Consider the following 21,583-nt stretch of genomic DNA (forward strand, 5'->3'; position numbering starts at 1 on the left):
CGGCCCGGTATAGTGCGCTGGCACGGTCCAGTTCCCTGACGCCCGCGGACAGAGTGTCCGTGTCAAAGACATTTGCGGCAGAGACCAGAGCAAGGATTGGGTAAGCAACGGGTTGATCCGGAAATGCGCGCCAGACTCCCGGAACAGCTTGGCGCGCCGCGAACAATAGCTGTAATTGGGGTTGCCCGGATGGTTGAGCGTTACAGCAGTCCCAGATCGCGGGCCATCATCGCGGCATGGGTCCGGTTACGCGCGCCAAGTTTGCGCGAAAGAGTTTTCACATGCAACTTGACGGTCACTTCCTGAATGTCCAGCTCGCGGGCGATTTCCTTATTTAGCTTGCCTTCCGCGACACAATGCAACACTTCCAGTTCGCGCGGTGTAAGATGCGTGGCGCGGGTTCCTGCCAAGGATTCACTCAGGAAATCCTGCGGAAGGTAGACATCGCCGCCCAGGATCTGCTGAATGGCCGCCACAAACTGCTGCGCAGCAAGTGTCTTGGGCAGAAAGCCTGCCGCGCCCGCCCGCAAAGCCCGCCGCGCGATATCTGGTGGAGCCGTGCCCGACAGGATCGCCACCGGACATCCCGACTCCGCGCGCATTCGGGTCAACCCTGCAAGCGCCTCCATTCCCGGCATGGTGTAGTCCAGCATGATCAGGTTGAACGGACCTTGCTCGGCATTGACCTTCAACGCTTCGTCCAGAGACGCGGCCTGCGCCACCTCAAATGCGGCCTGGCGCTTGATGAAATCCGCGATCGTCTCTCGGACCAGGGTATGGTCGTCGGCCAGCAAAATCCTTTTCATACGCCGCGATAGGTCCGTCGGTTGACGTTGCGTTGGCGCCACCGACCCGGACAGGGCTGGGGCACATCTCAAGCTAAGTATAACACCGGATCCGATCGGCACCATCAATTAACATCTGTGGGCACGTCTTGTGCACCAAACCCGATTATGTTTGCGTTCACGCACATTTGAAGACAGGCGGGCCAAGAATACACTGCCCGTTCAAGATGCAACACTTGGCCAAGCTTGCTATTCAGCGCGGTTAATCTAACCTGCACGGACCTGTCTATTGCGGCGCCGTGCCCGCAGCGCGGGATCGTGGAGCGACCGAATGTCCGTATTCAAACAGCTATTGCTGATTTGCCTCCTGGGGGCGATCGGCTACGCCGCCTACTGGGGGTACGCGACCTACCTCGCGCCTCCGGCTGAAGCGGCAGAGGCTCGTGGCTCGGACCCGGTTACGGTCGAAACGGCGCGGGCCGAAACCGAGCGCATCTATCAGAAGGTCGAGGCGGTCGGCACGACGCGCGCCGCCAACTCGGTTCAGATTGTCCCGGAAGCGGATGGCCGCATCGTGGAACTGGCGATCACGCCGGGGGGGCGGGTGGAGGAAGGCGCGGTTTTGGTCCGGCTGGACGACGCGATAGAGCGGGCCGATCTTGCCGAAGCCGAGGCACGGCTGATCGAGCGCCGGCAGGTTCTTGAGCGGGTCGAGCAATTGCGCAGCACAAACGCGGTCAGTCAGGCTTCGCAGGAGGAAGCTGTAGCGCGGCTGGCGGAGGCCGAGGCACAGTTGGAACGGGCCCAACAACGGCTGGACCGGCGGACAATAATTGCCCCGTTCGGCGGCGTTCTGGGTCTGGCCGAAGTGGATCGCGGCGCACGTGTGACCAGCGACGACATGATCACGCGCCTCGACGACCTGAGCCAGGTAGAACTTGAATTCTCGCTTCCGGAAACCCTGTTCGCGAAAGTCCAGCGTGGTATGCCGGTTGAAGCGCAAAGCGTGGCCTTCGACGATCGCGTGTTCACGGGTCAGATAGACGCGGTGGACAGCCGGATCGATCCAGTGTCGCGGGCCTTTCGGGCGCGCGCCGTTATACCCAATCCTGATGGTCTTTTGCCTGCGGGCATGTTCATGTCACTGACCCTCACCCTTTCTGAAGCGGACGCGCTGGTGGTGCCGGAAGAAGCCATCATTTTTCAGGCCGCCGATACTTATGTCTTCACGATCAACGAAGGGGTGGCCACGCGCACGCCTGTTCGAACCGGGGCGCGGCAGGACGGCAAGGTGGCCGTACTGGCCGGGCTCGACGAAGGCCAGGAGGTGGCGATACGCGGGCTCGGCCGGCTGCGCGACGGCGCCGTGGTCACAGTCAAATCTACAGAACCAGTATTGGACGGGTCGGAGGGTGACACGTGACGCTGTCGGACATCGCGGTACGCCGGCCGGTGCTGGCGGCGGTGGCCAGCCTACTGATCTTGGTCTTCGGCCTTGCGGCAGTGCAGAACATCCCCGTGCGCGAATTGCCCGATGTCGACAACGCCGTGGTTACGATCACGACTGAGTATCGTGGCGCGGCACCCGAGGTGATCGACACCGATATCACCGAAACGCTGGAAGGCGCGGTTGCCGCAATCACCGGCCTGCGCTCGATTAGTTCGGAATCGCGCCAGGGCCGCAGTCGCATCACTCTAGAATTCGAAACCTCGCGCGATCTGGACAACGCGGCCAACGACGTGCGCAATGCGATCGGACGCGTCACCGGACAACTGCCTGAAGAGGCCGACGAGCCTCGAGTGGTCAAGTCCGACGCCGACGCGGATCCGGTCATGCGGCTGGCCGTGACGTCGGACCGGATGACGACCGCCGAAATCACCGATTACATCGACCGCTTCATAGCCGACCGCATCGCCACGGTTGATGGCGTGGCAGATCTGAACATTTATGGCGAGCGTCCCTTCGCAGTGCGCATCTGGCTTGACCGGCGCTCGCTGGCGGCGCGCAAGCTGACGGTGGCCGATGTCGAAGCCGCTTTGCGGCGCAACAACCTCGAGCTGCCGGCTGGCGAGGTCAAATCGCAGGACCGGCAGTTGACCGTCCGGTTGAACTCCCGCCTCAGTAATATCGAGGATTTCCGCGACGTGGTGCTGGATCGCGTGGCGGGCTTTCCTGTGCGCCTGGGCGATGTGGCGCGGGTCGAGCCGGGCGTGGCCGATGACAGCACCATCGTACGCACTGATGGAACTGACGCGGTGGGCATCGCCGTCCTGCGCCAAAGCAAGTCGAACACCCTGGCAATTTCCCAGGCCGTGCGCGCCGAGATAGAGGCGATCACGCCGACCCTGCCCCAGGGCATGACACTGATCGTCGGATCGGATGACGCGCTGTTCGTCGGAGCCTCGATCCGCGAGGTGATTATCGCGCTCAGCATCTCGCTGGCGCTGGTAGTTCTTGTGATTCTCGTATTCCTGCGCAGCCCTCGGGCCACACTGATCCCTTTCGTCGCGATCCCCGTGTCACTGATTGGTTGCTTCATCCTGATTTCGGCCTGGGGGTTCTCGCTTAACACGCTGACGCTACTGGCGCTGCTTCTCGCAATTGGCCTCGTGGTCGACGACGCCATCGTGGTGCTGGAAAACATCCAGCGCCGGATCGAGATGGGGGAAAGTCCGCTTGCCGCCAGCTATCGCGGAGCGCGTCAGGTGACGTTTGCAGTCATCGCCACATCGCTGACATTGATGGCCGTCTTCGTGCCGCTGTCTTTCATGCCCGGACAGGTCGGGCGCCTTTTCGTCGAATTCGGGTGGGTCATGGCGGGGACAGTGGCGATATCGACCTTCGTGGCCCTGACCGCCTGCCCGGCGCTGGCCTCGAAGGTGCTGCGTCAGCGCGACGGGGTGTCCGCAGACGACGCCGAGAGCCTGGGTTGGGCGCAACGCAAGTACGAAGCGCTGCTGAAACGCGCAGTGCAGGCACCACTGGTGGTGCTTGCCGTGGCGCTCACCGTGACCGGGGGTGCTGCGCTGTTCTACGAGGGCCTCCCTCGCGAGTTGGCCCCGCGCGAGGATCGCGGGGTGGGTTTCGTGCCGCTGACCGCGCCCCAAGGCAGCACGGTGGAGCATTCCGATATCGCCGCGCGGCAGGTCGAGGGGATTCTTGAACCGCTGCGCCAGTCCGGCGTGATCGAGACGGTTTTCACCTTTACCGGCTGGGGCAACCGGGCCTGGCGGTCTTTCGTGGTGTTTCGCCTTGCCCCCTGGGATGAACGTGACATGTCCGTTTCAGAGGTGGTCGGACAGATCGCACCCCAAATGGGAGACGTGACAATCGCCCGTGGCTTTCCGGTAACCCCGGCCGGCCTTGGCCTGCGCGGCAACTCCACCCCGGTGCGTGTGGTCGTGGGCGGTCCAGATTTCGAGAGCGTCAAGGAATGGGCCGAACGCCTGCAAGCGGAGGCCGAGACCATTCCGGGGCTGGTCAATCCCGAGATCGACTTCGACCAGAATTTGCCGCAACTCGATGTCACGATCGATCGCGCGCGTGCGGACGACCTCGGCATATCGGTGGAAACGATCGCAGGTACCTTGCAAACGCTACTGGCCTCGCGCGAGGTCACAGGCTTTGTCAGCCGGGGCCGAGAGTACCCGGTGATCCTTCAGGCACAGGATGACGACCGCAATACGCCGTCGGATATCGACAATATCTTCGTGCGGGCGGGCGACGGCGAAACACTCGTGCCGCTTGGGGCCCTGGTCGATCTGCGAGAGAATGCCGCCGCCCCCAGCCTGCGCCGCTTCGACCGCCTCCCGTCCGTTCAGCTTTCCGGAGCTCTGGAGCCCGGCGCACAGCTTGGCACCGTGCTTGACACGATCGAGACCGCCGCGCGGAATATCCTGCCGGTCGAGGCCAAGTTGGGGTACGAAGGTCAGTCACGTACCTTTAAGGACACGTCAGCGGGCGTCGGCTTCGTGCTTGCCCTGTCGCTGCTGATCGTCTTCCTGGTACTTGCCGCCCAGTTCGAAAGCTTTGTGCACCCGGTCACGATCATGCTGACCGTTCCGGCGGGACTGGCCGGGGCGATCTATGCGATGGCGCTTGGGGGACTCACACTCAATGTCTATAGCCAGATCGGGATCATCCTGTTGGTCGGACTGGTCGCCAAGAACGGCATCCTGATCGTGGAGTTCGCCAATCAACTGCGCAGCGACGGCCTTGAAACCCGCGAGGCTGTGATCCGCGCGGCCACACTGCGTCTGCGTCCGATCGTGATGACGGTGATATCGACCATTCTGGGCGCCCTGCCCCTTGTCATGGCCACGGGCGCCGGCGCTGAAAGCCGTCAGGCCATAGGCACCGTGATCGTGGCGGGCTTGTCTCTGTCGGCGGTGCTCATGCTGGTCGTCACGCCTGTCCTTTACGATCTGCTGGCGCGGTTCACACGACCGCAGGGTACGCTGGAGAGACGGCTCGACCGCGAACTTTCCGAAACCCGCGCCGCAATGTAGGCGGGCGTCGCTCACCTTACCCCACCAGCGGGGTTTCCTCGCCCTCCGAGAAAACGGCGATCAGGCATCCCGTCTCGGTATGTGAAACATGGTCGGTTCCCGGTGCCAGCCAGACGACATCGCCTTGCCGATAGACCGTGCCGTCATTGTCGATCAATTCACCCTCGAGCATCACGAATTCCTCGGCCCCGCCATGACGGTGCGGGGTCGACCTTGCCCCCGGCTCCATCCTGTAGATGTAGAAACCCACGTCGCGCGGCATCGCGGTGTTCAGCTTTAGGATCGAGGTTCCCGGCTCCGTGACGGGGTCATAGGGTTCGAAAGCAGTTGCGTCCCGTATATTTGCTACACGCCGGTCAATTGAACGAATTGGTTTCATGCGCTCCCCTCAATGTTGTGTTGAGAGAAACGTATCGGATTGCTGGGCGCCCGGCAAAACGCATCCTCAACTGGCCTGTTTCGAGACCCGCGCGGCCAACGTCTTGACCAGTACGTATAGCAGCGGCACGAACAGTGTTGCCACGAAGGTCGAAGCTGCCATGCCACCCAGCACCGCAATACCGATCGCGTTTTGAGCCTGTGCGCCGGGGCCACTGGCGGTCGCAAGGGGCATGACGCCGAGCATGAAGGTCAGGGCGGTCATAAGGATCGGCCTCAGCCGCTGGCGTGCCGCGGTGACGGCGGCCTGCACGATATCGCCCGTCTCGCGCAGCACTTCTTCCGCGAACTCGACAACGAGGATGGCGTTCCGTGATGCCAGACCGATTGTCGTCAGAAGCCCTACGGTGAAGTAGACATCGTTCGATTGCCCGGTCAACCAAGAGGCTGTCAGCGCACCGGTCAGGCTGATCGGTACGGCCAGCATTACCGACAGGGGCACCATCCAGCTTTCGTAAAGCGCAGCCAGGGCAAGAAAGACGATCAATGCGGAAATGGCATAAAGCATCGCCACGTTGCTGCCAGCGGCGCGCTCCTGAAAGCTTATACCGGCCCAGCCGACGCCATATTCCGGTGTCTCAGAGGCTACGAGTTCCTCCATCGCCGCCATCGCGTCGCCCGAACTGCCTCCTTGCGAGGGATTGCCGGAGATCGCGATTGCGCCAAGCCCGTCATATCGGGTCAGGACCGGCGCGATCTGCTCCCACCGGCTTTGGATGAAGGCGGCGAAGGGCACCATCTCCTGATCGCTGTTTCGCGCGTACCAGGACGCGACATCCTCGGGCTGCATCCTGTGAGGCGCATCGGCCTGAACGATCACTGGCCGCAGATCGTTGCCCAGAAGAAAGTCATTCACGTCACGTCCGGCGAAGATGATTGACAGCATCGCGTTCACGGAGTCGACCGAGAGGCCGAAGCTCTCGGCCTTGGGCCGGTCGATATCCAGTGACAGCGAGGCTTCGGTGTCGATCCCGTCGGCCCGAACCGCCGTCAGGCGCGGGTCCTGCGCGGCGGCCCCCGTCAGGCGCTGCGCGGCCTCGATCAGTTCATCCGCCCCCTGCCCGCCCTGATCGAGCAGATACATGCTAAATCCGCCCGACGTGCCCAGGCCGGGAATCGCGGGGGGCTGTATGGTGAAGATCTGCGCACTGCGATGACCGAAAAGCGCCTGGTTTGCGCGGGCTGCAACCGCCTCTGCCGAAAGACTTGGATCCTCGCGTAGGTCGAAATCCTTTAGCCGGGCAAACAGCATCGCCTGATGCTGACCGCTGCCGGCAAAGCTGAAACCGCGAACGCCGAAGACCGCCTCGACCGCGTCGGGTTCGTTTTCCAGGAAATGCGTCTCGACCTCGTTCAGCACCGCCTCGGTGACCGGCGCCGTGGTTCCCGCAGGCAGAGAGATAAGACTCAGAACGACGCCCTGGTCCTCGGTCGGAATGAACGAACCTGGCATGCGCTCGTAAACAAGATAGCCACCGTAGCCTATGGCGCCGACGACCAGTAGCATCACAAAGCGCAGAGGCACCAGCCGCTTGACCAAGCCGGTGAACCCTGCGACCAGGCCGGACAGGCCGCTGTTGAACCACCGCGCGGCGAAGAACCGCGCGTCGCCGCGTTTGCGCAAGAGCTGCGCGCACATCGCCGGTGTCAGGCTGAGCGCGATCAGGAGCGACAGGACCATTGCGGTGATTATCGTGATCGAGAATTGCCGATATATCACCCCGACCGAACCCGCGGAAAACGCCATCGGCACGAACACAGCGACAAGTACCACCAGGATCCCGATAAGCGCGCCAGTGATTTGCTTCATGCTGCGCACAGTCGCGGTAACCGGGTCCAGATCCTCTTCCGCAATCAGCCGTTCCACGTTTTCCACCACCACGATGGCGTCGTCCACCAGTAGGCCGATCGCCAGCACCAGCGCAAACATGGTCAAAGTGTTGACGGTGTATCCCAGCACCGACAGCGCCGCGAACGTACCCAGAAGGACGATGGGCACCGTGATGATCGGAATGATCGTCGCACGCCAGGTTTGCAGAAAAATCAGCAGCACGATCAGGACCAGCACCACCGCTTCGACCAGGGTCATGTAAACTTGGTTGATCGACCGCTCCACGAAAGGCGAGGTGTCATAGGGGATCTCGACCGCGACCCCCTCGGGCAGACTGGGCTCGATCGAGCGAAGGAGTTCGCGCACCCCCTCGGCCGTGTCGAGCGCGTTGGCGCCGGTGCGCAGATTGACGCCGAATCCTACCGCGGATTGCCTGTCGAGCCACGCCTCGGTGGCATAGCTTTCGTTGCCGATCTCGATGCGGGCAACATCGCTGAGATAGACCGCGTCCCCGCCCAGCCCGGAGCGAAGCAGGATCCGGCCGAACTCGTCCTCCGTGCGAAGCTGGCTTTGCGCGGTGATCGTCGCTGTGACCTGCTGGCCGTCCGCCAGCGGCAGGTCGCCCAAAGCGCCGACCGCGACGGCAGTGTTCTGCGCCTCGACCGCCGATACAACGTCCGACGCAGTCAGCCGGTAACGCGCGAGCGACAACGGGTCGAGCCAGATGCGCATTGCGTAGCCCGAGCCGAAAAGGTTCACACCACCGACGCCATCCTGTCGCAAAAGCGTGCTTTCGATTTGGCCGGTGAAGATATTGCCAAGGTCGGTCGAGGTTTGCGCCCCGTTTTCGGATACCAAGGCACCTACCAGAAGCAGCGACGAGCTGGACCGGGTTACGTTCACACCCTGGTCCCGCACCGTCTGAGGCAGTTGGGACTCGATCTGGGTGACGCGAACCTGCACATCATTCTGTGCAGTCACGGGTTCGATGGAGCCGTCGAAAACCATAGTGATCGACGAACTGCCAGCGGTAGATGTCGACGTCGTGTAAAGCAAACCGTCCAGGCCGGTCAGTCGGTCCTCGATCACCCGTGTTACCGTGCTTTCAAGCGTGCTTGCGGTACCGCCAGGATAGGTCGCCTCCACGCGCACGGTCGTCGGGGCGATCTCGGGATATTGCGATACCGGCAGACTGATCATGGCGAAGGTGCCCACGATCGACGTGACGATGGCAATTACCCATGCAAAGACGGGGCGGTGGACAAAGAAGGCTCCCACGTTCAGCCCTCTTCTTCAACGACGCGTCCGGCGTCATCCAGTCTGACCTGCTTGGGGGCCACTGGCGCGCCACTGCGCAACCGTGTCAGCCCGTCCACAATCAACTGATCGCCCTCCTGCAGCCCTTCGGCCACGACCCAGGCATTCTCAAAGCTTCCCAGATCGCGAGTTTCGACCAGCACGGCTTTGCCTTCGCGGGCCACGTAGAATGTCAGCAGTCCTTCGGCTCTGCGACGTGCGGCGCGTTGCGGCACAAGAAAGGCCTCGCGCATTCCCAGCGTAACGTCAGCGCGCAGGAACTGTCCCGGAAGGATAACCCGATCAGGGTTGGGAAACTCGACGCGGTAGGCGAGCGTGCCGGTGGTCTCGGACACCCGGGCGCTGTCGGACACCAGGCGCCCAGGCTCCGGGTAGGTCTCGCCTGTCTCAAGCGTCAATGAAAAGCCGATGTCGCCGTTGACGCGCAGCGCGCCGGACCGGATCATCTCTTCGATTCGAAGCACGCGGGCGCTCGATTCAATGAGGTCAACGTAAATCGGGTCCAGTTGCGTGACTGTCGCCAACGCCTCGGCCTGGTTCGCGGTGACCACCGCTCCAATCGAAATCGCGGCCACGCTGGGCTCGCCGGCGAAGGGGCTGCGGATTTCGGTCCGATTGAGCTCAAGTTGAGCGATTTCAAGGTTGGCGCGGGCCTGTTCAAGGTCGGCTTCCGCGGAAAGCACGGCCACTTCCGCATCGTCGACCTGGGTCTGGCTGACCGACCGGCCGCTCAGTGTCTGATAGCGCTCCAGTGTGTTTCTGGCGGTGACCAGCGCCGCCTCCGCCCGCGTAACCGAGGCTTCGGCGGCGCGTTTGTCGGCGGCAAATGTGTCGCTCTCGATCCGGAACATCGGATCACCCGCCGCAACCTCAGTGCCGGGCCTGTAGGTGATCTCGTCGATCACACCAGTCACCTGTGGGCGAATATCGCTTTCGCGGAAAGCCACGGCACGGCCGGGCACGGTCAGCACGAAGGGCACGTCCTGCGCATTGAGGACAATCACGCCGACCGGCTTGGATTGCGACGCCGCCGCTCCGGCATCGTCCGACTGGGCCGCAGCGTCGTGCGACAAAACGGACAGACATGCAATAAGTGCAAGTGCGCGCAGGCCGGACCCGGCAAATGGGAATTTTTCGTTCTTCGGCGCCGGCATCGTCGCACTCTCCCAAAGCTTGGCGGAATCTGAAACAGTCCCGCGTACTATTCTTCCTTAACCGAACTAACGCGCGCGGCAGTCGCTTTCGGCTCGGCTTCGCAATTTGCACAGCTGACTCGCATTCTCCGATCACGCGTTCCAGCACTCCGTCGCGCCGTGCCATGCGACAACATCGGATCCGAGCTTTCGCTGCCGCTGAAACGAACCGCGCCAAGAACAGCGAGCCATGCCCATGTCGAAACTTCTTGTTAATCGACGCAATCAGCGAACCTGTCCTTAATGGCAAGGTGCATCGCCGCACATGCAGTGTGCAATTTGCTCTGTACGCTTAATGTCCTGAGAGCTGCCTTTTCTTTCAGCGTTCAGTACTTTGCCCCGCCGGACGCGCACCAAGGCGCGCGTGGAACCTGGCGAGTTCGTTCGGCGCAGGCTCGATGCCACAAAACGTCATGACATAGCCGGGCACCCGCGCCATACGGAGCTCGGGGGGTTCTTGAACCTGCATCGAGATATACCCGATCTGCGTCAGATAGACGGTCCTTGCGCGCACGTCGGCATCACTTCTGTCATACCCGAACCGTTCGAACATGCGCCTGATCGCGTCAAGCCGGATTTTGTCCGATGCATTCACCCTGGTCATCACCTCTGTCGATTGGTGTGCCCAGCCGCGGATCGCAAAATCAAGCTGGGGCTCGAACAAAGCCTCGTCATGAAAGACCGCAATCAGGTTCAGAATGGCCTCGGTGATCGTCTCGGCATAGGCGTCGGAGGCATCGGCGAAGGCTCCTGTATTCTTGGCATCCCATTCTTCCAGCAGCGCGTCTAGAAGTGCGCCGCGATCTTTGAAAAACCAATAAAAACTGGTGCGGGAAATGTTCAAGCGGCTGGCGAGCGGCTGGATCTTGACCGCATCGAGACCTGTTTCCAACAAGGCCTGCTTGGCCGCCGTGAGCCAAAGCTCGCGCGAGCCGCGCCACCCCGACGTCTTTTCAGGTTCATCTACCGAGATGTCATCCATACGCATGTTCATAGATAAAGGGCAAGTTGCCGATCCTCAAATGAAAATATACAACAGTGAACTCGATATTGACACAAATGCACATTTTTTCGAGTGTCCCAGTGTCAGCACAGGAGCCAGCCCGTGACCAGCGACCCCCTACTTCAACCGTTCCAGCTCAAACATTTGACACTGAAAAACCGGCTGATGATCACCAGTCACGAGCCCGCCTACCCAGAGAATGGCCTCCCGACCGATCGCTACCGGGCCTACCACGCCGAACGGGCCCGCGGCGGCGTTGCGCTTACCATGACCGCCGGCTCGGCGGTGGTGTCACGCGACAGTCCGCCAGCCTTCAACAATATCCTCGCCTACCGCGACGAGGTCGTGCCGCACATGAAGGCGCTGACCGACGCGTGTCACGAGCATGGTTGCGCGGTGATGATCCAACTGACCCATCTGGGCTGGCGTACCCGCTGGGACCGCGGTGACTGGTTGCCCAGCCTTGCGCCTGGCCATGCGCGCGAGCCGGCACACCGCGCCTATCCCAAGAAGATGGAGGACTGGGATATCGCGCGCATCATCGAGGATTACGCCGACGCCGCCGAACGGATGCAGGCCGCCGGTCTCGACGGGATCGAGCTCGAGGCCTATGGCCACCTGATGGATGCGTTCTGGTCGCCGAAGCTCAACCAACTTGACGGCCCTTTCGGTGCGAGTGACCACGACAGCCGCTTGCGCTTCACGATGGAGGTGCTGACGGCGATCCGCGCCCGCGTGGGCGAGCGCTTCATCGTGGGCATCCGATATGTCGCGGACGAAGACAAGCCGGGCGGGATCACCCGGGAAGACGGAATCGAGATCACCAGGCGCCTGAAATCCTGCGGGATGGTCGATTTCCTGAATATTATCCGGGGTTACGTGGCAACGGATGCCGCTTTGACGGACGTGATTCCTGTGCAGGGCATGCGATCAAGCCCACATCTGGATTTCGCCGGCGAGATCCGGGCCGAGGCGCAGATTCCCACGTTCCATGCCGCCAAGATCCAGGACGTGGCGACCGCCCGCCATGCAATCGCCTCGGGCAAGTTGGACATGGTCGGCATGACCCGCGCCCATATCGCTGAGCCGCATATCGTGGCCAAGATCATGCGGGGCGAGGAAGATCGCATCCGCCCCTGCGTCGGGGCCAACTACTGTCTGGACCGTATCTACCAAGGGGGTATGGCGCTTTGCCTGCACAATCCGGCCACCGGGCGCGAGACCGAGCAGCCGCACGAGATAGAAAAGGTCGACACCCACCGCCGTGTGGTCATCATCGGCGCCGGGCCTGCAGGGCTGGAGGCCGCCCGGGTTTCGGCGGAACGCGGTCACGAGGTGATCGTATACGAGGCGGCGAACGACCCCGGTGGTCAGGTGCGCCTCACCGCGCAGACGGACCGCCGCAAGGAGATGCTCCAGCTGATACAGTGGCGTTTCGAGGAATGTACGCGCATGGGAGTGGCCTTCCACTTCAACGCCTTCGCCGATGACCGGACCGTTTTGGCAGAAGACCCGGACGTGGTTATCGTCGCCACCGGCGGCCTGCCGCAGGTCGAGGTTCCGGGCGGGGGCGAGGAGCTTGTCGTTTCCAGCTGGGATATCCTCTCGGGAGACACCCAGCCGGGTGCAGATGTGCTTATCTATGACGAGGCCGGTGACTTTGCCGCGCTTCAGGCCGCCGAAAAGATCGCCGCCACCGGCGCAAAGGTCGAGATCATGACCCGCGATCGCAGTTTTGCGCCCGAGGTCATGGGCATGTCCCTGACCCCTGCGATGCGAGAACTGCAAAAGTGCGACGTCAGGTTGACGGTAACCTGGAAGCTGGCCGCGGTCGAGCGCGAAGGCAACGCTCTTCTGGCCACCATCGACAGCGATTACGGCGGCGTGACACGGCATCGACATGTCGATCAGGTGGTCGTGAACCACGGCACCCTGCCGCTCGACGATCTGTATTTTGACCTCCGTCCGGGATCCTCCAACCTGGGAGAGGTCGACTATGATGCGCTGATCGAGGGGCGCACGCAGGAATTGCGGAGCAACGATGGTGGCACTTATCAACTCTATCGGATTGGTGACGCGGTGGCGTCGCGCAACACCCACGCCGCGATTTACGACGCTTTGCGCCTGTGCAAAGCACTCTGACATGCGCTCGTCCCGGACGATCCACTTGGTCTCAGCCGATGCCCGGGGCGAAGTCGGCGATGTCACCGACGGTGACGTTCTGCCCCAGCCCGGCTTTACGCTCTGGCGGCAAAGCCTATAGATCAACCGTGACCGCAGCTTGCGCGACTTCGTTCTGAACGTCCGCGCGGCGGCGTCTTTCGCCAAATGAACCGGCTGGTGCCGCCGAAACACCCCAAGGCCGATGCGCGCTTCATCAAAAGAGAGCCGGCGGACACTGGCGTCGACGTGCAAAGCTATTCCCAGCGAAAAAAGAGCAAACTTTCACAGCTTTGGAAAACTTCGCCAGTTTGGAACAGTCATGAGGTTTAAAGAATAGCGACCCCCGGAATAAGATTTCGCCAAGCTTGCCAGCGGCGCAGCGTTCAGCCCCTCCCGCAGAACCCTCGCAAACAAAGGAAAAGTCCGACCGAACCCGGACCTAGAAAACAATTTCTAAAGGGCAAGTGGCGGAGCGAACGGGACCAAAGTCCAACGTTCTCCTGTTAGGAAGCTACTTTGCTTTTTGTTGGCGCAAAGTGTCACTTGCCCTGGCTCTGGGCGATCATCTCGTTAAGATTGAAGCGCAATGACTTGAGCGCAGGCAGGCATGTCACCGAACTTAAAAGGACTCTAAACCTTTACACCTCGAAGTTTGACTAGCTAAGCTCAGAAACTTTCGTTTGGTCGGTGTCCAAGTCCTCCATGTCTTGATAGCGATCGCCAATTCGAGCATGAGGGCGTCCTCCAGTCGCACCGCCGATCGCAATCAAGATTTCATCCGGCCCCGGAGCGTCGGCGACGCAAAACTCAGCAGACAGGAAATGCGATCGAGCCCCGCCCTCCGATATGCTTTTCAGCGGAAACGTCACCAATTGTCCTGGCCCGCCGCGTGTATTGATGAACGGAATGAATTCAGCGCTCTTCACCGCTTCTCGCAAGTAATTGCCGAACCTCAGAGTGTGGATGAAAGCCGAACCATGCTCGATCTCGCCGTTCACGCCGACAATCGCAGCCTTGCCAAAAGCCTCCACCTTCTCGGCGCCGCCCAAAAGTTCCATGAGCTGCGGCACCATCTCCTGCCCGAGGACCGGTGCCATCGCGTGTATTTCCGGCCGGAGATCCTGAACAAAGCCGCGTCCGGCCCAAGGATTCTCAAAAACGGCGGCAACTGCCGCGATACGAAGCGGCCGCTCTGCTGATTTTCCGCCTTCCACCAGGATAGTTTCCATATGGGAGACGTATTTTCTGACTCTAGGTTGCATTGAGGAGTTCTCCCTTAGGAATGGTCAGGCAGATGGGGTGCCAGAAATTTGTTGAGATGGTTGGCGACGGTTTGGGGGGCTTCTAGCAGGATCGAGTGCTTCAACTTGTCGAGGACAACTAGTTCGGAGCCGCGGATTCGATCATGCATCAGTCGAGCCATCCGGGTGTTCGATCCGATGTCATTCTCTCCGGTCATCACCAGCGTCGGTGTTTTGATCTGGTCCAGTTGATCTCCCAGGTCGCTTTCAGCCAGGACATTGTAAGCGGCCATGTAGCACTCGGGGTCATTCGCCCGAGCTTGTTCTCGGCGTCGCGCGATGATTTCCGGGTTCTTGGCAATGAACTCTTCCGTGAACCAGCGTTCGACTGCGTTGGCGAGGTGGGTCAAGGGGCCTTCGCGCTGCAAAATATCGCGACGCTGAAGAACGCGCTCGCGCTCGTCCGCGCTACGCCCCGCAACTGTCGATAAAAGGCAAAGAGCATTCAGCCGGTCAGGGTGATCCAAGGCGATGCGCTGCGCGATCAGCCCGCCCAATGAAAAGCCGACGATCGCGAAGCGCTCAAGGTCACAGTGATCTGCCAGCGCGATGACGTCAGCGGCCATACCACGGAGCGTATAGGGACCAGTCAATCGTGCGCTCTCCCCGTGACCGCGCAAATCAGGCCGCAGATAGGTTCGTCTCTTATCCAGATGAGGAAAAACTGGATCCCAGGCGGCGCGATTGGACCCCACGCCGTGCACCAGCATAACGGCAGGTCCTTCACCCTTGCGATCGTAGGCAAAAGCGGCTCCTTCAGGCGTGTGATAGATTTCCATGTGACCCTATCCGCCCTGAGCCACCATTGCCGGCTTGCCAGCCGCGTTCCCTGTGTTCTGGAAATACGGGATCACATGTTCGCAGAACAGTTCCAGCGATCGCCGTGCTCTCTTGTGCGGCAGGAAGAAGGACGTGCCCAGGATCACGTGATCGACACCAACCTCCTGATATTTCTTGATCTTGGCGATAATCTCTTCCGGTGTGCCCAAAAGCATATTCTCGGTTAGGGCGTCGGGCTGATATTCACCGCGGTTGGCTACAATGTCGAAATCCACAGCCTCCGGGTATCCATGCCGAACCTCGCCGATGTTCTTGAACAGGTTTTCGAAACTGCGACCGAAATCGATCATCGCGCGGATCGCGTCATCACGTCCGGCGTCATCTTCATATACGCACCCTGTGCGCAGCGTGGCATGTTCGATCGGGCCCTTGCTGTGGCTGGCGGCCTGGACGAACTTGGACTGCAGGTCGCGCACTTCATCGAAGGGCTTGCGCAACGCGGTCGACATGATGTTGCATCCGTTTTGCGCCGCAAATTCGAATGTGTTGGGGTCGCGCGCGGCAACCCACATCGGCGGGCGTTTCTGAATGGGTCGCGGCACACAAGCAGTTTCGGGGAAATTCCAGAGTTCACCGTCATGAGCGTAGTCGCGCTCCCACAGAGCCTGGACAGCAGGAATGATCTCGCGCAGATAGCGGCCGCCTTCCCCTTGTTCCATGCCACCTGCCATTCGGTCGAACTCGTATTGGTAGGCGCCTCGGCCCAAACCCAATTCCAGTCGCCCACCTGTCAGCACATCACAAAGGGCAGCCTCTCCGGCAAGTCTGACCGGGTTCCAATACGGTGCGGCGACGACCGCAGTTCCCAAGCGAATCTTCTTAGTGTGGGCACCCCAGTGCGACAGCAACTGGAACGGGTTGGGAGAAATTGTCAGCTCGATTGTGTGGTGTTCGGCTGTCCAGACGACGTCAAAACCTCCCTCGTCGGCAATCTGCACGAGTTCCAACGCTTCCGATGCGACTTCCTCCATCGGCTTCGAGGCATCCATGCGCCCCAAGTTGATGGCAACTGAGAATTTCATGATATTGCTCCGTTCTTGCTGAATTACTTCTGGACGCGCATGACGAAGCTGTCCTGCGTCTGGCCCGAGTAGTCGATCACCACGGTTTTGATGCGGCTGAATTCTTCGATCGCGGCAAAGCCATTGTGCTTTCCGTATCCGCTTTCCTTGAATCCGCCTGAGGGGGACATCATCGAAGGGCTGCGGTAGGTATTGATCCAGACCATGCCAGCCTCGATCCGCCGCATGAAGCGCATCGCGCGGTTCATGTCGTCGGTCCATATGCCTGCCGCGAGGCCAAAGCGGGTGTCATTGGCCTTGTCAATCATGTCATCTTCGTCGGAAAAGGGCATGACGCCCAAAACCGGCCCGAAAACCTCATCGCGGCCCAGCGTCATTTCGTTTGTGACATCGGCAAAGATCGTGGGTTCGACATACCAGCCGTCACCCATTCCTTCTGGACGGCCACCGCCACTTATCAGCCGCGCGCCTTCCGCCTTGGCCGTTTCCACGAACTGTCCGACTTTCTCGACCTGCGCCCAGAGGGCAAGAGGGCCCAGCTGCGTGGTATCGTCGTCTGGGGCGCCGATCCTGATCGCATTGGCGCGCTCGGACAAACGGTGAAGAACTTCATCATAGATACTTTCGTGCACAAGGCAGCGAGACCCCGCGACGCAAGTTTGCCCTCCCGCCGCAAAAATGCCCGACACCACGCCGTTTACCGCGCGGTCCAGATCGGCATCTTCGCAGACGATGTGGGGCGATTTGCCTCCCAGCTCCAATGCCGTCTGCGTCAGGTTCTCGGCAGCTGATTTCGCGATAATCCGGCCGGTAGCCGGTCCGCCGGTGAAATCGACTTTGTCCACCTCGGGATGACGCACCAAAGTGTCACCAACAGTGCTGCCGTAACCGGTCACCACGTTGAACACGCCTTCGGGAAATCCTGCCTCTTTCACCAGTTCCGCGATTGCCATCACCGCAGCAGAGGCATGTTCCGAAGGCTTCACAACCATCGTGTTTCCCAGCGCCAGACAAGGGGCCATGGCGCGGTTCAACAGCAGAAGGGGCGAATTCCATGGCACGATGGTCGCGATAACGCCGATGGGCTCCCGGATCGTGAAGTTCAACATGTCCGGCTTGTTTACCGGAATCGTGGTGCCCTCCACCTTGTCGGCCATGCCGGCGAAGTATCGTAGCCCCAGAGCCACCGCATTCGCCAGCGCCTGCATCTCGCGAAACAGCTTGCCATTGTCGCGTGTTTCGAGGCGCGCAAGGCGATCCGCGTTCTCGCTGACGAGCTCTGACAACCGGCCCAGAAGCGCCCCGCGTTCCGATTGGGAGATGTCGCGCCAGGACGGTTTCTTTAAAGCAGCGCGTGCAGCCATGACCGCTGCATCCACTTCCTCCGTGGTAGCGTCTGCAATACGGGACCATTCCTTCCCGGTTGCGGGGTCGAAGCTCGCGAATGTTTCACCTTTTGACGTGATGAAGTCATTGTTGACGAATATCGGCAGACAGTTTCCCGCGATCTTATCGGTCGTAAATTGTGTCATGTTCGCTTCTCTTCCAAATTGAATACATCACTCCACGGGGTTGCCTGACCCGCAAATCGCGCGATATGTCCGCTGCGGCGCGGCGCATCGGCATATAGACTGAAGGCACCGTCGCGATTCTCGCTCAGATACCGGCGCACCATCGATCGCATGCCACGAACCGGCATCTCATCAACCGGAAGCTCGTCGAGCGCAAAGATGCGATAGCCGTCTTTCAAGTCCGGCGTCCCGTCTAATGATCCGTGAAAGAACATCCAGGTGCCGTCGCCCTTGGGCTCATCGAAAACCGAATAGAGCACGTTCCAGTTCACATCGACGCCCGCCTCACTCAAACAATTGTCAAGGCTGGTGCGCGCGGCTCTAAAGCCCGGTTGCGGCCGCCCCATGGGAACCGTCCAGGCACCGTTCACCTTTTGCAGCAAAACACCCTCTGAACCGGCCAGAAGTCCGCCCACCTGAACGCCGCCATTTGCAGTTTCCATCAGGGCCTCGACCGGCTTTGGCGCCTCGAGATATTGGCCCTTCAGATAGATTAGTGGGGCCAGATCAGACTGGTCGAAATCCCTCACCCGTCCGATCAGGACGATATGGTCACCCGCGTCCACAAATTGGTGAACCAAGCAGTCGAACCATGCCGCGCTTTTGTCGATGAGAGGCGCACCGTTTTCTCCTGACTCCCACATGACATCAGCGAAGCGATCAGGCTGCCGTGAAGCAAATTTGTTTGACAGGTCGACTTGGCTAGCAGAGAGAATATTCACCGCAAAACTTTTGCAGCGGCGGAAGTGCTCGAGACTTGTCGAGGTCTTCGCGATGCATATCAGTAGGAGCGCAGGCTCGAGCGAGACCGATGTAAAGGAATTGGCGGTGAACCCGAGCGGCTTGCCTTCGGTATCCTGGCAGGTGACGATTGTTACGCCTGTGGCAAAGGCACCAAAGGCGCGCCTGAGTGCGTCACAGTCCTCATTGCTGAGTCTTTGGCTAGCCATTACTACTCACTTCCCTTGGTCAATGATCTTGAACGCAGTCTAGGGAAGGTGCCGGCTCTCAATCCTCAATCGAATACGAGGAGCAAACGAAGAATTTTTTCTACGTTCTGTAGGACTTTCTCAGCTTGTATAGGCGCAGGGCCAGTTCGAGTTCAAAGCATTGCCCTGAATCTGAAAGGTCAATGTTGTGCTTTTCGGCTAGGCGCTCCAAGCGATAACGCATGGTCGAGACGTGAATTTTCAGCTCATCGGCAGATTCCTGCAGCCGCCGTCCGCTATTAAGAAAGACATCAAGTGTATTCAGTGCGGTCTGGCCCTTGCTTGACCCATTTTCTGCGATTGGCTCAATTGTCTTTGCAAGAAAATTCTCAGCCGTGGCTTCGCTGAGCGATGTCATCAACGTGTTGAGCGCTCCAATATTCTGGGCCGTTATCCAGCCGCGAGCCTTCATGCGCTCAGCCAAAGTCAGGTTCCGATGGCATACTTCCTGGGCATGAGGTATCTGGATCAGTTCCGGTATAGGGTCGGACAGTGTGATCGCTGCGTCTGGAGGAAGCGCCGGACGAACCTGCGCCATAAACCCGTCACGGAACTTCTTCTCCTCTACATCCGGAAGATCATGCAAAAGAAAATAAATCGCGCCGTCGAATCCACAGGATACGGACTGGCCAAAGGTTTCCTGGACCTTGCGTATGACAAAACTGTAAGCGCCGTCCTCAAGCGGATCACGTCCTGGGCAGCGAATTGCCAATAACCTCATCGTGCCATCGAGACTAAAATCAAGCATTGCCGCTTCTTCCAGAAGTTCCTCCTGATTTGTAAGTTCACCAGAGAAAAGCCGCTTGAGCAGACGTTGCGCTGCATGACCTCGAATTCGAAAAGCGACGTAATTGCGCAACATCATTGTCGACAAAGCAAACTGCCCGGCCTGAACGACAATCTCCTGTTGCGGGGTTAATTCACCAGAATCAATGAGGAACAAGGCACCGACGCGGCTACCGTCTATGTCCAGCCCGCGCACACGCACATCCCGTGGCGGTCCGTTCCCCAATCGCAAGGGAACAGTTTCGCCGCCATTCGAGGACTCTGCCCGTAGCGTCTGTCGCACGATCTCGCCCAGCAGGTTGCGTTGGTTCATGTCTAGCGGCGGCCAGTCGAGATCTTTATCCATGATGGGGCGACCTGAGGTGAGATCCACAGCGAACCACATTCCTGGAAAAAGGCGTGAAAGAACTCTTACAAAATCTTCGGATTTCTCGAGGTTGAGAGTGCTGGCCAAGGCGTCCGTGAGATTGCCCAGAACTTCGCGCAGTGAATGCGCCTCTGCGGTCTCCTTTTCCAGGGCCTGCATCCTGCGCACGGCAAGATCCGCAAGATCCGCAAGACATTGCAGAAAGCCCATTTCGGTCTGATCGACTTCGACGACCTCATAAGCGTAGACGGAAAAGACGATCGCGCGGCCTTCTGAGTCGGGAAATTTCAATGGAATGAGAACCACTGTGCGATAGCCGCGGTGCCGTGCGTCATCGCGAAAGTTGGGATAACCATCCTGCTCGGACGCATCCGGCATGACCAGGGGTTTGCCCGTTTCCACGATCCTAACCAACGGGCTGCCGCCTGCTTCCCATTCCCGCATTGTCGCGACCGCCTGCGGGCGGAAAGGATCGTATCGCACGATGGGCATCGTCATTTCACGCTTCAGGTCCAGCGCCTGGATTGTGCTGGTTGACCAGTTGGAATGCATGCACACGCCTTCCGTCAGACGTCGAAGCACGTCGTGCAGATCGTGGCTTTCGTGGATTAATCGCGCAATTTCCGAAACCTTGCGAAACTTCTGTGCCCCTGGCGTGCTGTTTTCGCCTGAAGCACTCAAGTGAGGGCTGTCAGGCACGTTGGACTACTCCGGCAGGGCTCGAAAGCTTCTTTTCAATTTCAGCACAACTTACGACGTGGCCGTAATTGCCTGAGAATGCCTCGAGTGTTGCCCGTTGACGTGTCGGATTGTTCGATGCAACGGCATCACCAATCAGTGCGGTGTGATAGCCATAGTGCACTGCATGACGCGCCGTGTCCTCGACACACATCTCGGTAACCGTTCCCGCGAAGAGTAAACCATCGACACCCGCCGCTTCGAGCTGCGTTTGCAAATCCGTTTGAAAAAAAGCGCTGTAATACGGTTTGTCGATCACTATTTCATTATCCAACGGTGCCAGCTCATCGACAATAGCAACTGCTTCGCGGGCCTCTCCGATATCGGTGTAGTATCGCCTGAATTCCGGCCTGCAAGCATTGATGGGTGGTTCAAGCAATCTCAACCATTGCAGGCGATCTTGTAGATGCGCGTAGTTTGGTGACCCAATGTATCGCGTATGCACGACCGGTAAAGGTGCTTTGCGGAAAAGAGTGAGTATGCCTGTCAGTCTCGGCAGAACTTCACGTGCATCCGGCACCTCTAGTGGAGCGCCCTGACGGACAAAATCGTTCTGCATATCGACGATGACGAGCGCGGGTCGTTCAGTTTTTTCAAGCATCGGGCATACCTTGCAAAAGTTTTGGCAGGGTAACACTATCGCTACCCTAGCAAATGCCGCAATTCCACGGAGAATATGACGTCTTTTTCCTATTCCAGATAGGAAGACGGAGCCAATTGCCTGCTGTTC

15 protein-coding genes are annotated in these 21,583 nt (G+C 59.9%); 3 read left to right on the top strand and 12 right to left on the bottom strand.

The genetic code is table 11. The annotated features are described in order from the left end of the window. Window positions 1–200: 200 nt before the first annotated feature. Window positions 201–794 carry a response regulator transcription factor gene (locus tag C2I35_RS01950; RefSeq protein WP_342749712.1) on the bottom strand — a complete coding sequence of 198 codons (594 nt, stop codon included), beginning with the start codon at window positions 792–794 and terminating at the stop codon, window positions 201–203. 322 nt (window positions 795–1,116) lie between these two features. Between C2I35_RS01950 and C2I35_RS01955 the strand changes: the two genes are divergently transcribed. Together C2I35_RS01955 and C2I35_RS01960 are read left to right on the top strand one after the other, a co-directional pair. Then, window positions 1,117–2,208 carry an efflux RND transporter periplasmic adaptor subunit gene (locus C2I35_RS01955; protein WP_103761340.1) on the top strand — a complete coding sequence of 364 codons (1,092 nt, stop codon included), beginning with the start codon at window positions 1,117–1,119 and terminating at the stop codon, window positions 2,206–2,208. Beyond that, on the top strand, window positions 2,205–5,294 hold the full coding sequence (locus C2I35_RS01960) for an efflux RND transporter permease subunit (protein ID WP_103761341.1): 3,090 nt from the start codon (window positions 2,205–2,207) through the stop codon (window positions 5,292–5,294). Before C2I35_RS01955 ends, C2I35_RS01960 begins: the two co-directional genes overlap by 4 nt. 16 nt (window positions 5,295–5,310) lie before the next feature. Here the strand turns inward: C2I35_RS01960 and C2I35_RS01965 are convergent, their stop codons facing one another. The 4 genes from C2I35_RS01965 to C2I35_RS01980 all read right to left on the bottom strand — a co-directional run bounded on the left by C2I35_RS01965 (window position 5,311) and on the right by C2I35_RS01980 (window position 11,055). After that, complete coding sequence (locus tag C2I35_RS01965; protein WP_211286094.1) at window positions 5,311–5,673, bottom strand: cupin domain-containing protein; 363 nt, start codon at window positions 5,671–5,673, stop codon at window positions 5,311–5,313. A 66-nt stretch (window positions 5,674–5,739) separates the two neighbouring features. After that, window positions 5,740–8,841: a multidrug efflux RND transporter permease subunit gene (locus C2I35_RS01970; RefSeq protein WP_103761343.1), complete on the bottom strand. Its 3,102-nt coding sequence runs from the start codon at window positions 8,839–8,841 to the stop codon at window positions 5,740–5,742. 2 nt (window positions 8,842–8,843) lie between these two features. Beyond that, window positions 8,844–10,034, bottom strand: a complete 1,191-nt coding sequence (locus C2I35_RS01975; RefSeq protein WP_103761344.1) for an efflux RND transporter periplasmic adaptor subunit — start codon at window positions 10,032–10,034, stop codon at window positions 8,844–8,846. Window positions 10,035–10,392: 358 nt separating this feature from the next. Further along, window positions 10,393–11,055: a TetR/AcrR family transcriptional regulator gene (locus C2I35_RS01980; protein ID WP_103761856.1), complete on the bottom strand. Its 663-nt coding sequence runs from the start codon at window positions 11,053–11,055 to the stop codon at window positions 10,393–10,395. A gap of 123 nt (window positions 11,056–11,178) precedes the next feature. Here C2I35_RS01980 and C2I35_RS01985 point away from each other — a divergent pair, with 123 nt between their 5' ends. After that, a complete protein-coding gene (locus tag C2I35_RS01985) occupies window positions 11,179–13,218 on the top strand; it encodes an NADH:flavin oxidoreductase (protein ID WP_103761345.1) in 2,040 nt (679 codons plus the stop codon). 677 nt (window positions 13,219–13,895) lie between these two features. Here C2I35_RS01985 and C2I35_RS01990 read toward each other — a convergent pair. From C2I35_RS01990 to C2I35_RS02020, 7 genes are all read right to left on the bottom strand, one after another. Further along, complete coding sequence (locus tag C2I35_RS01990; protein ID WP_103761346.1) at window positions 13,896–14,501, bottom strand: amino acid synthesis family protein; 606 nt, start codon at window positions 14,499–14,501, stop codon at window positions 13,896–13,898. Between the two features lie 14 nt (window positions 14,502–14,515). Continuing rightward, window positions 14,516–15,319 carry an alpha/beta fold hydrolase gene (locus tag C2I35_RS01995; protein ID WP_103761347.1) on the bottom strand — a complete coding sequence of 268 codons (804 nt, stop codon included), beginning with the start codon at window positions 15,317–15,319 and terminating at the stop codon, window positions 14,516–14,518. Window positions 15,320–15,325: 6 nt separating this feature from the next. Beyond that, window positions 15,326–16,402 carry an LLM class flavin-dependent oxidoreductase gene (locus C2I35_RS02000; protein WP_103761348.1) on the bottom strand — a complete coding sequence of 359 codons (1,077 nt, stop codon included), beginning with the start codon at window positions 16,400–16,402 and terminating at the stop codon, window positions 15,326–15,328. A 23-nt stretch (window positions 16,403–16,425) separates the two neighbouring features. Further along, window positions 16,426–17,934: an aldehyde dehydrogenase gene (locus C2I35_RS02005; protein ID WP_103761349.1), complete on the bottom strand. Its 1,509-nt coding sequence runs from the start codon at window positions 17,932–17,934 to the stop codon at window positions 16,426–16,428. Beyond that, a complete protein-coding gene (locus tag C2I35_RS02010; RefSeq protein ID WP_103761350.1) occupies window positions 17,931–18,923 on the bottom strand; it encodes a flavin reductase in 993 nt (330 codons plus the stop codon). The genes C2I35_RS02005 and C2I35_RS02010 overlap by 4 nt, the downstream gene beginning before the upstream one ends. Window positions 18,924–19,023: 100 nt before the next feature. Then, complete coding sequence (locus C2I35_RS02015; protein ID WP_103761351.1) at window positions 19,024–20,814, bottom strand: helix-turn-helix domain-containing protein; 1,791 nt, start codon at window positions 20,812–20,814, stop codon at window positions 19,024–19,026. After that, complete coding sequence (locus tag C2I35_RS02020; protein ID WP_103761352.1) at window positions 20,807–21,454, bottom strand: cysteine hydrolase family protein; 648 nt, start codon at window positions 21,452–21,454, stop codon at window positions 20,807–20,809. Before C2I35_RS02020 ends, C2I35_RS02015 begins: the two co-directional genes overlap by 8 nt. Window positions 21,455–21,583: the final 129 nt, after the last annotated feature.

Source organism: Roseovarius confluentis (assembly GCF_002917925.1).
Taxonomy (GTDB): Bacteria; Pseudomonadota; Alphaproteobacteria; order Rhodobacterales; family Rhodobacteraceae; genus Roseovarius; species Roseovarius confluentis.